Consider the following 15,183-nt stretch of genomic DNA (forward strand, 5'->3'; position numbering starts at 1 on the left):
AATGAATTTGTTTTTCTAAGGCTCATAATTTTTAACTTCTGAAAAAAACATGTCTAGTTTTATTGGAATCATAAAATTGCTCGAACATATTAACATTTAAAACCATTAAAAGAACATCCAGAAAAATGATAATTTCATCATTATTAAGTTTATTTAATGTCCGTTTTCCCTATTGACCATTTTATATTTCAACAAACTAAAACCTTCACCCCAAGTGAAGGTTTTTTCGTAAATTTAATTCCCACTTACCCTATTAATGTTTTACGGTGATAGAAAAATGATATAATATCACTAGTCGATTTATGGAGGTACGAGTATGAATCAGCAGGAAATCATATTACAATTAGAAAATTATGTTCGAAATCTTCATCAAGGTGATAGTTCTGGACATGACTGGTATCATATTGACCGGGTTAGAAACTTAGCAGTACATATTGCTCAAAAAGAGAGTGCAAATCAATTCATCGTCGAATGTGCTGCATTAGTTCACGATGTAATAGATGATAAATTACATGATGATTTTGAGGCTCAAAAAATACAATTAGAATCAATTCTAAATGAATTATTAAATAATAATGAAGACGTAAAAGCAATCATGTACATAATTGAAAATATCTCCTATAAAGGAGGCAATGGGGTTATTCCAACCACTTTAGAAGGTAAAATTGTACAAGATGCTGATCGCTTGGATGCAATTGGAGCAATTGGTGTTGCTAGAACATTTGCGTACGGTGGTAAAAAAGGTCGTAGTATGTTTAACCCGGAGTTTAAAATAAGAGAAAACATGACGATGGAAGAATATAGAAGTGACAAAAGTTCATCGTTACATCACTTCTATGAAAAAATATTAAAACTTAAAGACTTAATGAATACAAACACAGCATTAGAATTGGCAAAAGAAAGACATCTATTTGTAGAAAAATTCATCGATGAATTTATGAAAGAGTGGAATTTTAAAATATGAAGATTTTAAGTGTAGAGAATTTAATTAAAACTTATGGGGAAAAAACTTTATTCGATAAAATTTCATTTACCGTAAGTGAAGGGCAGAAAATTGGTTTATTAGGTATAAATGGAACTGGTAAATCGAGTTTATTAAAAATTATTGCAGGTGTCGAGTCAGCTGATGATGGAAAAATTACGACTCCAAAGGATTATGTAATAAGTTATTTGCCTCAACATGAAGACTTTGATAAAAAACAAACGATTCTTGAAGCAGTATTTGAGAGTGATGATAAAGTAATGGTTTTAGTAAAATCATATGAAAAAACATTACAAGCACTTGGAGAAGATCCAGCTAATCAAGGATTACAAAATGAACTATTAAAATTACAAGCGGATATGGATACATTAAATGGTTGGGATTTAGAAGCAAATGCAAAGACAATTTTATCAAAATTAGGTTTATCAAATTTAAATTTAGATGTTTCATTACTTTCAGGTGGTCAGAAGAAAAGAGTAGCCTTAGCAAAAGCATTAATACATCCATGTGATTTATTAATTTTAGATGAGCCTACGAACCATTTAGACTATGAATGTATCGTCTTTTTACAAGAATACGTAAAAAGACTGCAAAATGCAGTATTATTTGTCACTCATGATCGTTATTTTCTAGATGAAGTTACTACAGCATTATTAGAACTATCAAATAGCAATATCTATCGTTATGAAGGAAATTATCAGTATTATATTGAACAAAGAGCTGCCAGGGAAGAGCAAGAGGCAGCTACTAATGAAAAAAGAAACAATTTATTTAGAAGAGAATTAGCTTGGATGCGTAGAGGAGCAAAAGCTAGAACGACTAAGCAAAAAGCTCGAATTCAACGTTTTGATGACCTTTCGGGTAAACTCAACAATCAAGAAAAAGCGGATTTAGAGATGAACTTTCAACAAACTCGTCTAGGTAAAAAAGTTGTTGAGTTTAAAGATGTTAATAAGTCTTTTAACGAGAAAACGATATTAGATAATTTCAACATACTTTTACTTCAAACTGATCGAATTGGAATAATTGGTGAAAATGGTGCGGGTAAGACAACTTTATTGAAAATGCTTGTTGGAGAAGAACAAGTTGATTCTGGTGAAATTGAAATTGGGCAAACAGTAAAAGTAGCATACTATACTCAAATACAAGAAAATGTGAATCCAACTATGAGAATGATTGATTATATTAAGGAAGAAGCAGAAGTCATTCATACACCAGATGGAAAAACAATTTCAGCTTCACAAATGCTAGAAACATTCTTATTTCCTACTCAATCGCACGGAGTACAATTGGGAAAACTTTCAGGTGGCGAAAAAAGAAGACTATATTTATTAAGACTCTTAATGACTGCTCCAAATTTATTATTACTTGATGAGCCAACAAACGATTTAGATATTGATACTTTAACGGTTTTAGAAGACTATATAGAGAATTTTAGTGGAGTAGTAGTTACCGTATCACATGATCGCTATTTCTTAGATAAAGTTACAAATAAATTATTAATTTTTGAAGGTGAAGGAAAAGTTTCATCTACATTAGAAAGCTATACGGATTATTTAGAACGACAATCGAACGAAAAACGTGAAGTTGAAGCTGTAAAAGAGACAATTGAAAAACCCGTTTATCAAAAAGAACAAAAGAAAAAGCGATTAACTTATCAAGAACAAAAAGAATGGGATCATATTGAGTCTGATATCGAAAAACTGGAAAATGAGATTGAGCAACTAAATGAAAAGTTACAAGGTGTAGGCTCTAATTTTGATGAAGCTTATAAACTTTCTAAAGAAATTGAGGAAAAAGAAGCTCAACTAGAACAGAAAATGGAGCGTTGGTCAGTTTTAAGTGATTTAGTAGAAAGTTTAAAGTAGAGTATTAATTTTGAGTTTTGGATTATGACACCATATTACTACTCAAGTTTTTTTACCTCATAATGAATTTTTAAAGATAAAAGTTTATTTAAAATACTATTTTCCTTTTTTTACGAACTTACAATAATTTTGTATTGTAGAAAAAAATAAAGGAGATGGTAATAATGATAAATAATGTTGTATTAGTAGGAAGATTAACGAAAGAGCCCTTTTTACAAACTACACCGAATGGAAGGAAAACAACTTTTATTAATATTGCTACGAATGTTTATTCAGATTATCTGAAAAAAACGAGAACGAACTATGTTTCAGTAAAATTATGGGGTCCCATTGCTGAATATGCTACTAAAAAAGCAAAAAAAGGGATGGAAGTTTCTATTGAAGGAGTTATTAAAACTTCAAGCTATGTAAAAGAATCTGAAAAACCTATTTATGTGACGGAAATAATAGTTGAGAAATTTCACCTTTTTACTCGTCGATCTGAAGAGTTAACTCATAACGCAGTCGAATCTAGTACAAATGAATTTGAAGAATTCGTTAAGGCGTTACAATAGTGAGTTTTTCCTCTTTTTGATAGAATGGACTAAATAACAAGAAGAGGAGATTAAGATGAAAATTAAGTCAATCGAACCAACACCAAGTCCTAATACAATGAAAGTGTTATTAGATGAGGAATTGCCATCAGGAAGTAGAAATCATTATTCTATTGATAATATTGACAAGGCACCGCTAATAATTCAAGAAATATTAGGAATAGAAGGAATCAAAAGTGTCTATCATGTAGCTGATTTTATCGCCATTGATCGTAAGTCAAACGCAAATTGGCAAACTATTTTGCTTCAAGTAAGAAATGTATTTGGAGAAGAAGTAAATGATGAAGCTACCAATGAAACGATCATTGATAATCATTTTGGAGAAGTACAAGTATTTGTTCAAATGTATCACAATATACCAATGCAGTTGAAATTAATTGTAAATGGTGAAGAACAAAGAGCAGCTTTACCTCCGTTCTATAAAGAAGCAATTATGAAACTAACAACATCTGCATCGAATGTAGTATTTGAAAGACAGTGGATTGATTATGGAATTCGTTATGGTGAATTAGCAACAATCGAGAAAGAAATTATTGATGAATTAACGGCTACTCACACAGAAACCGACATAAAAAATATCGTCAACGAAGTGATGACGAATGATGTATCCAATACTGAGAAAAAAGAAGTTCCTAAATTTGAACCATTTACAGCAGATATTTTTGAAGAAAAAGATTGGAAAAAAAGGTATGCGAGATTTGTAAAAATCGATCCTACCCTTGAAGATTTACCTTTACTAGAAATTGCTTTAAAAGATGAGCATGTTTCAATAAGAAGATTAGCTACAGCTTATTTAGGTATGCTAAAATCAGAATTAGTGTTACCTTATTTATATGAGGCTTTAAAGGATAAGGCAGTTGGTGTTAGACGAATTGCTGGAGATTGTCTATCAGACTTAGGATTTGAAGAAGCCATGCCAGCTATGATTGAAGCATTAAAAGATCCTAGTAAATTAGTTAGATGGCGTGCAGCAATGTTTCTTTTTGAACTAGGTGATGAAAGTGCAATTCCAGCCTTAAAAGCTGCATTAGAAGACCCAGAATTCGAAGTGAAATTACAAGTTCAACTTGCTTTGCATCGAATTGAAAATGGTGAGGAAGCACTTGGTTCAGTTTGGAAACAAATGACTGAGCGTAATAAAATAGAAAATGAAAAAGGAGAAACAAACTAATGAATGCATATGATGAGTACATGAAAGGGATCGTAAAACCAATGAGAGAGGAATTAACTTCAAATGGTTTTACAGAATTAACTACTGGGGAAGAAGTCGAGTCATTTATGAATGAATTAAATGATACTGCTTTTTTTGTAATCAATTCAGTTTGTGGTTGTGCTGCTGGACTTGCTAGACCTTCTGCAGTTCAAGCGGTTATTGAATCAGAGAAAAAACCTGCAAATGTTATGACAGTGTTTGCTGGACAAGATAAGGAAGCTACTGCGACGTTAAGAGAATATTTAGCTGACTTCCCACCATCTTCACCTTCAATGGCAGTATTTAAAGGTAAAGAGGTAGTTGGATTTATTCCTCGTGAACAAATCGAAGGCTCAACTCCTGAAGATATTAAAGCAAGAATTCAATCAATATTTGCACAAATGTAAAAAGAGGATTTTTCCTCTTTTCAGTGTATAGACAAAATCCAAAAAATTGACTTTCAGACTGATTGCTAGCGCTTGTCTTTCGAGGCGCGAAGCCTGGTGAGGAGCGGAGTTACCCTTATGGTAATGAGCACCGCAGATAGGCGAAGCAACGAAGAAAGCGAGCGTTTGTCAACAGTCTGAAAAGAGGATTTTTCCTCTTTTTTTCTTAATTAAGGAGACATATGATTATTACAACTTGCTTAAGACCAGATGTTTATTTAGAAAAGGAAGCAGAGATCATTGCTTCTGACTTAAATGGACAGCTAATTCTCCGAAAAGAATTTAGCATTGAAGAAATCTATGATAAATTTAAAAAACCTATACTTGTTTTAGGTAAAAATAGATTAGAATGGTATGAGGATGACCAAGCAATTCCATATTTTTTTCACCCAAACTCCTCAGTTTTTAGAATTAGACGATTGATGAAGGGTGAACATGATCCTTTTTGTGACGCTTGTTTATTAACAAAAGGTGATACTCTACTAGACTGTACACTTGGAATGGCTTCAGATAGTATTGTTGCAAGTTACGTTGTAGGTGAACAAGGTAAAGTTTTAGGTTTAGAGAAAAACCAAATTATTGCTTACCTAACTAAGAAAGGTCTAAAAACAAATAAACAGAACATTATAGATTGGTCGAATATCATTAACAAAATTGAAGTGAAGAATATAGATTATAAAACTTATTTGAAGACACTTCCAGACAAGTCTTTTGATATCGTTTATTTTGATCCAATGTTTGAAAAAAATATTGAAGCCTCTTCGGGTATTGCAGCATTGAAAAATTTAGCATCATATGATGACCTAACATATGAAGTAATCAATGAAGCTAAGCGCGTTGCAAAAAAAAGAATCGTGTTGAAAGATCATTTTAGAAGTGAAAGATTTAAAAAATATGGATTTAATCAATTAATTCGCAAATCATCAGAATTTCATTTTGGCTATATTGAAATGAAAGAAGAAGTTCATTAAGAATTAACTATACATAATTAGGAGGTCAATATGAAGCAATACTTAGATTTATGTAAACATGTATTAGACAATGGCATGACAAAGACAGACCGTACTGGAACAGGAACAATTAGTACATTCGGTTATCAAATGCGATTTAATCTTCAAGATGGCTTTCCTTTAGTAACAACAAAGAAAGTTCATTTAAAATCAATCATTCATGAATTATTATGGTTTTTAAAAGGCGACACTAATATTCAATACTTAAAAGAAAATGATGTTCGTATTTGGAATGAGTGGGCAGATGAAAATGGTAATTTGGGCCCCGTTTATGGTGAACAATGGAGATCATGGAAAGCTGCTGACGGATCAACAATTGATCAAATTACGGAAGTAATTAATCAAATAAAAACAAATCCAGATTCTCGAAGAATGATTGTTTCTGCGTGGAATGTTGGAGAACTTGATAAGATGGCATTAGCACCATGTCATTGCTTTTTCCAGTTTTATGTGAATGATGGAAAACTTTCTTGTCAGCTTTATCAGCGTTAATTCTGAGCGCCTTTACAGAGTAATCTGTACCGAAAACCTTGCTAAACGGGGAAACTCTTAAATTAAGACAATCCCGTGCTAAATTTATTCTTTGTAGGTGGTTTTATGAAATATAAATCTGGAGTTTATAAAATTATTAATAAAATCACCAGAAAATACACAAAGAATAATAAATGCCTAACGACTATCCAAATATGGAGTAGGGTGCAAGTGATTGGCACCCGAAATGCAAGGGACCTTATGTGAGGTCGTGATATAGTCTCATCTGCATGGTGACATGTAGCAGTTCTGTTTAAGAACGGGCCAAGCGTAACGAACTTGGTTGAAGATATTGTCAGCTGACATTTTTTTAGGAGTTCCATTTAATATCGCATCTTATGCACTTTTAACAATGATGATTGCTCAAGTATGTGATTTAGAATTAGGAGATTTTGTACATACATTTGGTGATGCACATATCTATACAAATCATCTTGAACAAATAAATTTACAACTATCTAGAGAGCCACATAAATTACCAAAAATGAAGTTAAATACAGAAATTAAAAACATTTTTGAATTTAAATATGAGGATTTTACATTAGAAGATTATGAGTGCCATCCTGCGATCAAAGGGGTAGTAAGTGTATGATTGCTGCATTAGTTGCAATGTCAGAAAACAATGTAATCGGCTTAAATAATAAGATGCCTTGGCATCTTCCACAAGAGCTTGCTTATTTTAAGAAAGTGACGACTGGATATACAATTATTATGGGAAGAAAAACCTTTGATTCGATAGGTAGACCACTTCCAAACCGAGAAAATATCGTTGTGACAAGACAAAAGGATTTTCAAGCAGAAGGTGTTATAGTCATTAATGATGTTATAAGTTATGTAGAAGAAAATAAAAATAAAGATTTATTTATTATTGGTGGGGCTGAAATTTTTAATTTAACTTTCCCATATTTAGATACACTTTATATTACTGAAATTGAACATAACTTTGAAGGTGACACTTTTTTCCCGAATTTTTCAAAGGACGAATGGAATGTAAAATCTGTTTCTGATGTACAAGTCGATGAAAAATCAAAAATTAAATTTAGATATTTTGTTTATGAAAAAAAGTATTGACATCTTGAATTAAAGATATTATTATGAGGTTAAGGGATTTGATTATCCCTTGATTTTTAAAAATAAATCTCGAATTAAAGATAAACGAAACTGAGAGGAAGATGTTTAAGATGAAAAAATTACTTTATATTACTGCAAATCCAAATGCAATTGAAAATTCATTTGGTCTATCTGTTGGGGAAGCATTTATTAATGAATACAAAAAAGCAAATCCTGAAAATGAAGTTGTTCATTTTGATTTATTTAAAGAAAATGTTCCTATGTTAGATGGAAATGTTTTTGATGCATGGGGCAAATTAGGAAACGGTACTGCTTTTGAAGAATTAAGTGCTGATCAACAAGCTACTTTAGCTGCTATGAATCGTAACTTAGAAATTTTCACTCAAGCTGATGAGTATGTATTTGTTACACCATTTTGGAACTTTAGTTTCCCATCAGTTGTAAAAAACTTTATTGATAATATCTCAATTGCTGGCAAAACATTTAAATATACTGAAAATGGTCCAGTTGGTTTACTTGAGAATAAAAAAGCATTACACATCCAAGCAAGCGGTGGCGTATATTCAGAAGGTCCTGCAGCTGGAATTAACTTCTCTAGCCCATACTTAACAAGTATCTTAAACTTTGTAGGTGTTACTGATGTAACTACTTTATTCGTAGAAGGTATGGCTGCAATGCCAGATAAAGCACAAGAAATTAAAGCTAATGCAATTGAAAAAGCTAAAGTTCTTGCTGCAGAATTCAGTGGCGAAAAAATTTCGAACTAAAGATTCACTATATAAAGGAATCGGCAAATATAAGCCGATTCTTTTTTTTGATACTTGTTTTATTAATTAATCAGGATGGATAATACTTTTCAAGTGGTTGGGCATTTTGTATAATAATTAACATACTCAATTATCGGAGGATTAATATGTTTCGCACAATATTTGCTGCAACACGCATTGTAGTTGGTGTAATTGAAGCAAAGCTAAAATTATCATCAGTTAAAAAAATACCAAAAGATTTACCTGTACATGAGCAAGACCGTATTATGCACCAATTTCCTGATTATTTCGGGAAAATGATGATTGGTTGTACTGGTAGTAAAGTAAAGGTTGAAGGAATCGAAAATATTCCTAGAGACGAAGGAGTCCTAATTGTAAGTAATCATCAAAGTAATTTTGATATACCACTATTATTAGGATATTTAAATAAGCCTATTGGATTCATTGCAAAAGCCGAATTAAAAAAACTACCGATTGTACCAGACTGGATGGAACAAATGCATAGTGTATTTATGGACAGAAGTGATCGAAGACAATCACTTAATGCTATAAAAGAAGGCATTGATAAACTTAAAAATGGTCATTCATTAGTTATCTTTCCAGAAGGTACTAGAAGTAAACGTAGTGAAATGGGTGAATTTAAATCCGGTAGCTTTCATTTAGCAACGAAATCCGGAGTTCCAGTTATTCCTGTAAGAATTGAAGGTACCTATAATATTTTAGAGGCTAATGGTAATCGAATTAAACCAGCAAATGTTACACTAAAAGTATTTCCACCAGTTTATCCTGAACAAATTGGAATAACTGATCCGAAAGAATTAACTAACTATATTAAAGAGATTATTGAAAAATAAAACTAAAAGCGCTCATTTAAAATGAAGCGCTTTTTTAAACAACAAATTTAAATATACAAAAATACATAGATGCACTACCTAATAATACAAATAAATGCCAAATTGCATGACTATATGGCCAGCGTTTGACTAGAAAAAAAATTGTTCCAATCGAATAAAATAGCCCTCCTAATAATAAGTAGAAAAATCCTATTCCAGATAGTCCTACATAAATAGGTTTAATTGCAAACATCATTAACCAACCCATAATTAAATATACAATAGTTGAAAATAATTCAAACTTATTAACATATATAAATTTAAAGATTACACCTGAAACCGCCAAGCCCCAAATAATTGTAAATAAGGACCAGCCAATCTTTCCCCTTAAAGTTATGAGTAAAAATGGAGTATAAGTTCCAGCGATTAATAAATAAATTGCCGAGTGATCTAAAATTGTAAATAGCCTAATTAACTTTGGGTCTCTAACGCTATGAAGTAATGTTGAGCAAATATAAAGTAGTAACATAGACAAACCAAAGACTGTAAAAGAAATTAAATGCCAAGGTGTCCCTTTATGCAAAGCCTTACTAATTAAATAATACAGTGCTGGGATGCTCAGTATTGCACCAATCCCATGAGTAATAGCATTTGCTAATTCTTCTTTCATTGCTCTACTCATAAAAATGCCTCCTATTTTAAATGAATCATTTTCATCCATGAGAGTATTATGAACAAATCTAGAGATTTAATGTTTTCAATATTTAATAGCTTTATGTATATTTTGATAGATCATTTTAAACAGATAAACATCAAGTATGATTCATAAATCAGACAGATATGGTAATCTGAATTTAATCAAAATAATCTAAATGGAGGTATATATGCTACTCATAAAAAATGGTGAAATCTTTACCCCAAAGTCAATAGGTAAAAACGATATTTTAATATCAAATGAAAAAATTGAGTTTGTTCATGAAGACATAGACATTACCTCATCTTCGGTACCTATACAAATATTGGATGCATCTGCCTACTATATTGTGCCTGGCTTCATTGATGCTCATGTTCATCTTATTGGTGGCGGAGGTGAAGGTGGCTTTAAAACAAGAACACCAGAATTATTGTTGTCTGATTGTATTAAAGGAGGAATCACAACCGTAGTAGGAGTAATTGGTACAGATGGAACAACAAGAACTATGACCAGTCTACTAGCAAAATGTAGAGCATTAGAAGAAGAGGGAATTACTTCATATGTCTATACGGGCTCGTACCAAACACCTGTCAAAACGTTATTTTCTAAAATTGAGGAAGACATCATCTTAATTGATAAGATAATCGGTGTAGGAGAAATAGCAATTTCGGACCATCGATCATCTCAACCGACAAAGGCAGAATTTGCAAGAATAGCTGCACAATCTCGAAATGGAGGCTTGCTTTCAGGAAAGTCCGGCGTTGTAAATGTACATATTGGAGATAGTAAAAAAATGTTATCAATGATCGAGGAGATTGTTGAAGAAACCGAATTACCTATTACTCAATTTTACCCAACACATATTAACCGCAATAGCTATTTATTTGAAGCAGGTATTAACTTCGCTAAAAAAGGAGGGTTTGTTGACTTTACAACTAGCTCTATCCCACACTTTTTGAATAATGGTGAAGTGAAATGTAGCGTAGGATTGAAAAGAATGTTGAATTCAGGTGTTAGCATTGAACAAATCACATTTACATCTGATGGACAAGGTAGTCTACCTGATTTTGATGAAAACGGAATACTCCGAGGCATGAAGGTTGGAAGAGTAAGCAGCTTATATGACGAAGTGAAAGACGCAATTTTAAATGAAGGCATCAAGATTGAAGATGCAATTAGCGTAATCACTAAAAACCCAGCCAATATATTAAAATTACAAAAAGGACAAATCAAAAATGGATACGATGCAGATTTAGTCTTCCTAAATAAAACAACACTAGAAATTGAAGTAGTTATTTCAAAAGGAAAAATAATGATGCAAGATAAAGAAGTATTAGTAAAAGGTACATTTGAATGAATAAAGTTTTAATAGAGAAATATTAAACAATCAATAGGGAAAACGAACATTATTAATGAAAATAATAAGTATGTTTTCAGCAACATTAAAGCAGGAGGTATATACTTCCTGCATTAAAAATTTAAGATCCAAAAACCTCATTTTGCTAATCCCTCTTCTTTTCAACGAATAAAACAATAATCGAAAATTCATACTAGAAATAATTGTATTCGAATGAGGTGAATGATTTTGTATAAAAAAAAGACTGCATTAATCTTAATTTCGATAATTGCAGTCGTCATTTCGGCTTGCAGTAATAATCAAGAGTCTAGTAATACTTTCAAAATTGGGATTGTTTCAAATTCAAATGGTAAAAATAATAGTTATTTAAATTCAATTGCTATGAAAGGTATTACTAAATTTGCAAAAGAGGAAAATTTAAAAAAAGATAAGAATTATAAATACATTGCAACAAATAGTAATAAAAGTTTTGAAAAGAAAATTACTAAAATGGCTGATGCAAATTATGATTTGATTATCGGAATAGGTAATAATTTATCTTCTGTATTGAATAAAGTTGCAGAAAACAATAAAAGTACTAAATTTGGTGTGATTGATTCGAGAGTTGACCAACCAAATGTAATTAGTATTAATTTTACTGAACAAGATGGAAGTTTTTTAGCAGGTGTAATAGCAGCAATGAAAACAAAAACAAAAAAAATCGGATTTATCGGCGGAGACGACAATGAAATTATTAACAGATATAAGTATGGATTTATCTCTGGAGTAAAATCAGTAAATAAAGACATTGAAGTTCTAACTGCGTATTCAAATACTTTTAATGACCCTAAAATAGGCTCAAAAATAGCAAATGACTTTTTTATGAAAGACGTTGATATCATTTTTCCTGTAGCGGGTTTAACAAGTAAAGGCGTATTTACTACTGCAAAAAAAATTAGGAGATCAAATCAAGGGGAAGTATGGGTAATAGGAGCTGACCGGAATGAGTATAAACACGGTTTACCTGAAAACGTAACTCTTATCTCACTTGTGAAAAAGATTGATCAGGCAGTATATGATTTGGCTAAACAGACAAAATCGAATGAATTTCATGGTGGTAAAACATTAATTTATGGTTTAAATGAAGATGGTATAAAATTAATACTAGCGGATAATAATGTTGAGGAACCAATTTTAGTAAAGGTTAATGAATATAAGGATAAAATTCAAAGTGGTGCTTTAGTAGTACCTAGTAATAAAGAAGAGTATTTACAGTTTAAAGAAAAATTAATTTAGTTTTAATTAATTGATAATATTATTATGTAAACTAAAGCTATATAAGTTATTAAAATTTATTAAAATTCCTTGAAATTATTTGACGAATGAACAAATTTTTGACAATATTACTATATAAGGAAAGTTTGGTACTTACTTATTAATAGTGGATGGAAGTTGGGGGAAAATAATGGCTAACATAGGCTTTCCAGGTTTAATTTTAATTTTAATTTTAGCATTAATTATATTTGGACCAAAAAAATTACCTGAAATCGGAAGAGCATTTGGTGATACACTTAGAGAATTTAAGCGTTCTACACAAGGGTTAACAAATGATCTTTTAGAAGACAAAGACGAAAAGAACGGCAAATAAATCAGTAAAAGACTCGGTAAAGGCACCGAGTTTTTTTTTTTTTTGAAATTTCTCCATCTACTTATTTCATTCAAAAGCCTTATCTTGTCCATCTGTACATAAAAATCCCCCTCATGTCAATAGGATTTTCAAACAATTATTGAAATTTTAATGGAACTTTAATATTTACTGTTAACTTATAGTAAAAATGTTATAATAAGTTTGCCTTGCAAAATTTGTAGAATTTTAGAGAAGAAAGATGTGAAATGATTGGCAAACATTAAGATTGTAACTGACTCAACGGCCGACTTATTAAAAGAAGAAATTGAAAATTTAAATATAACAGTCATTCCTTTAACAATTCAAATAAATGGTGGGACATATTTAGATGGGGTTAATCTATCTCCAAAGCAATTTATTGATGAAATGCAACAATCAGTTGAATTGCCAAAGACATCACAACCAGCTGTAGGAACATTTGTAGAAACATTTGAAAAATTGACAGCCGATGGCAGTAAAGTCATTTCAATTCACTTATCTAGCGGTTTAAGTGGTACTTATTCAACGGCATGTGCAGCTGCAGGGATGGTTGAAGGTGATGTAACAGTAATCGATTCAGCTTTTATTACAAGAGCAATGGCTTTTCAAGTCATCGAGGCAGCACAAATGGCTGAAGAGGGTTCCACAGTTGAAGACATTGTTAACCGACTTACTGAAATTAAAAATAATACGTATTTATATATCATGGTAGATACACTTGAAAACTTAGTTAAAGGTGGAAGAATTGGAAAGGGTAAAGCCTTCATTGGGTCATTGCTAAATATTAAACCGATTGCATCACTTGAAGGGGGAGTTTATTCTCCAGTTGGTAAAGTGCGTAGCCATCAGCAAGTAGTAAAAACTTTAACTAAATATTTTGAACAAGACACACTTGGAAAAACGATAAAAGGTGTAGGAATTGCACATGCAGATGCTCCTGAGCTTGCAGAGAATCTTAGGAAATCAATACAACAGCTAACGAATCTAGAATTAGATGAAACTGATTATACAACTCCAGTTATTAGTACTCATACAGGAAAAGGTGCTATTGGGTTCGTTTTTTACGCAGAATAGATTTTCTATTCAACATATTATTTTCTAACAATAAGAAAGAAGAAGCTTAATAAATAATGGCTTCTTCTTTTTTATTTCCAACAATTGAGGGGTGAATTGTTTCACCAAGTAAAGAAATTTTAAGCTTTTCGGGTTTTATTTTTTTCCTTTTCCATTCAGAACATATTCGCTCTAGAGCCTCAAAAGGAGTATCATCTGCAAGTTTAAATGTTCCGTAATGCATAGGGATAAATAACTTTGCGTTTAAATCTATAAACGCTTGAACAGCTTCTTCAGGTGACATATGGTTGTGTTTCATAAACCATTCAGGTTCATATGCTCCGATTGGAATAATTGCTGTATCAATTTGAAATCTTTTACCGATTTCTTTGAATCCTGAAAAATAAGCACTATCTCCAACGTGATATATACAGTCATTCGACGTTTTGAATACAAACCCACCCCAATGCGACTTATTCCTATCAAATAAAGTTCTCTTCGTCCAGTGCTGCGAAGGTACAAATGAAATATTGATCCCTAAAAAGTCTTTTGACTCCCACCATTTCATTTCATGGACATTGGTATAGCCTTTACTAACAAATTTTTGTTTCAAGCCGATTGGTAAAATAAATCGTGTTTTTTTAGGGAAATGTCGCAATGTATTAAAATCTAGATGATCATAGTGACCATGAGAAATACAAATTATGTCAATTGGAGGTAATTCTGATATAAGTATGCCTGGTTTTGACAATCGTTTTTTTAAAGCCATTTGATTGGCATAAACAGGGTCAGTTAATATATTGACTCCTTTTATTTGAATTAAAAAAGTAGAGTGTCCAATCCAAGTAATTGTTGTTTTATCTCGATTTTCCTTTAAATAGGAGATTTTTTTATGACTACATTGTTGAATGACACTGCTATAATCCTTTTTTGTCTTACTTCTTTCGATTCCGCATTTGATTAAATCTTTAAAAGTTTTACGATAACTCGTGTCTAAATTTTCATATTTTTTATTTGCCATTATCAGTCATCCTTTCAAGATTTTTTATCAATATGTTTAGTTTAACTTTACTTTGTAAAAGTATCATTTGAAAAAGTTTAAATATATATGTCAATTAGTTTAAATTATTAGAAAGAAACG

15 protein-coding genes and 2 pseudogenes are annotated in these 15,183 nt (G+C 31.4%); 15 read left to right on the top strand and 2 right to left on the bottom strand.

Translation table 11 applies throughout. The features are described 5' to 3' along the window. The first annotated feature begins 316 nt into the window (after window positions 1-316). The 11 genes and pseudogenes from COE53_RS21055 to COE53_RS21105 all read left to right on the top strand — a co-directional run bounded on the left by COE53_RS21055 (window position 317) and on the right by COE53_RS21105 (window position 9,314). Entirely contained in the window at window positions 317-964 is a 648-nt protein-coding gene (locus COE53_RS21055) for an HD domain-containing protein (protein ID WP_069031990.1), read from the top strand. Continuing rightward, a complete protein-coding gene (locus COE53_RS21060) occupies window positions 961-2,850 on the top strand; it encodes an ABC-F family ATP-binding cassette domain-containing protein (protein WP_069031991.1) in 1,890 nt (629 codons plus the stop codon). The genes COE53_RS21055 and COE53_RS21060 overlap by 4 nt, the downstream gene beginning before the upstream one ends. A gap of 164 nt (window positions 2,851-3,014) precedes the next feature. After that, window positions 3,015-3,404 (top strand): single-stranded DNA-binding protein, encoded by a 390-nt coding sequence (locus tag COE53_RS21065; protein WP_069031992.1) that lies wholly within the window; start codon window positions 3,015-3,017, stop codon window positions 3,402-3,404. Window positions 3,405-3,459: 55 nt separating this feature from the next. Next, on the top strand, window positions 3,460-4,614 hold the full coding sequence (locus COE53_RS21070) for a conserved virulence factor C family protein (RefSeq protein WP_069031993.1): 1,155 nt from the start codon (window positions 3,460-3,462) through the stop codon (window positions 4,612-4,614). Beyond that, window positions 4,614-5,042 (top strand): BrxA/BrxB family bacilliredoxin, encoded by a 429-nt coding sequence (locus tag COE53_RS21075; RefSeq protein WP_025672116.1) that lies wholly within the window; start codon window positions 4,614-4,616, stop codon window positions 5,040-5,042. The genes COE53_RS21070 and COE53_RS21075 overlap by 1 nt, the downstream gene beginning before the upstream one ends. 221 nt (window positions 5,043-5,263) lie before the next feature. Further along, window positions 5,264-6,052, top strand: coding sequence for a class I SAM-dependent methyltransferase (locus tag COE53_RS21080; protein ID WP_098948673.1), 789 nt, complete (start codon window positions 5,264-5,266; stop codon window positions 6,050-6,052). A 30-nt stretch (window positions 6,053-6,082) separates the two neighbouring features. Then, a pseudogene (gene thyA / locus COE53_RS21085) lies at window positions 6,083-6,580 on the top strand (thymidylate synthase); the annotation flags it as partial. 337 nt (window positions 6,581-6,917) lie between these two features. Continuing rightward, window positions 6,918-7,214, top strand: a pseudogene (gene thyA / locus COE53_RS21090) (thymidylate synthase); the annotation flags it as partial. After that, window positions 7,211-7,693, top strand: coding sequence for a dihydrofolate reductase (locus COE53_RS21095; protein WP_069031996.1), 483 nt, complete (start codon window positions 7,211-7,213; stop codon window positions 7,691-7,693). The pseudogene thyA (COE53_RS21090) and the gene COE53_RS21095, both read left to right, overlap by 4 nt. 110 nt (window positions 7,694-7,803) lie before the next feature. Continuing rightward, a complete protein-coding gene (locus COE53_RS21100; protein WP_069031997.1) occupies window positions 7,804-8,460 on the top strand; it encodes an FMN-dependent NADH-azoreductase in 657 nt (218 codons plus the stop codon). Between the two features lie 146 nt (window positions 8,461-8,606). Beyond that, window positions 8,607-9,314, top strand: coding sequence for a lysophospholipid acyltransferase family protein (locus COE53_RS21105; RefSeq protein WP_069031998.1), 708 nt, complete (start codon window positions 8,607-8,609; stop codon window positions 9,312-9,314). A 34-nt stretch (window positions 9,315-9,348) separates the two neighbouring features. Here COE53_RS21105 and trhA read toward each other — a convergent pair whose 3' ends face one another. After that, window positions 9,349-9,975: a PAQR family membrane homeostasis protein TrhA gene (trhA, locus tag COE53_RS21110; protein ID WP_069031999.1), complete on the bottom strand. Its 627-nt coding sequence runs from the start codon at window positions 9,973-9,975 to the stop codon at window positions 9,349-9,351. Between the two features lie 202 nt (window positions 9,976-10,177). Here trhA and iadA point away from each other — a divergent pair, with 202 nt between their 5' ends. The 4 genes from iadA to COE53_RS21130 all read left to right on the top strand — a co-directional run bounded on the left by iadA (window position 10,178) and on the right by COE53_RS21130 (window position 14,063). Further along, window positions 10,178-11,344, top strand: a complete 1,167-nt coding sequence (gene iadA, locus COE53_RS21115) for a beta-aspartyl-peptidase (RefSeq protein WP_069032000.1) — start codon at window positions 10,178-10,180, stop codon at window positions 11,342-11,344. 228 nt (window positions 11,345-11,572) lie between these two features. Then, window positions 11,573-12,619, top strand: coding sequence for a BMP family lipoprotein (locus tag COE53_RS21120; RefSeq protein ID WP_180242466.1), 1,047 nt, complete (start codon window positions 11,573-11,575; stop codon window positions 12,617-12,619). Window positions 12,620-12,785: 166 nt separating this feature from the next. Further along, window positions 12,786-12,971, top strand: a complete 186-nt coding sequence (locus COE53_RS21125) for a twin-arginine translocase TatA/TatE family subunit (RefSeq protein WP_025672166.1) — start codon at window positions 12,786-12,788, stop codon at window positions 12,969-12,971. 249 nt (window positions 12,972-13,220) lie between these two features. Beyond that, a complete protein-coding gene (locus COE53_RS21130) occupies window positions 13,221-14,063 on the top strand; it encodes a DegV family protein (RefSeq protein WP_069032002.1) in 843 nt (280 codons plus the stop codon). Window positions 14,064-14,109: 46 nt separating this feature from the next. On the opposite strand, the gene COE53_RS21135 is transcribed toward COE53_RS21130, so the two are convergent. Continuing rightward, the gene (locus COE53_RS21135; protein ID WP_098948675.1) at window positions 14,110-15,063 is read right to left on the bottom strand and encodes an MBL fold metallo-hydrolase; all 954 of its coding nucleotides are present in this window, start codon (window positions 15,061-15,063) and stop codon (window positions 14,110-14,112) included. Window positions 15,064-15,183: the final 120 nt, after the last annotated feature.

This window comes from Bacillus sp. AFS029533 (genome assembly GCF_002585125.1).
GTDB lineage: Bacteria > Bacillota > Bacilli > Bacillales > Bacillaceae_G > Gottfriedia > Gottfriedia luciferensis_B.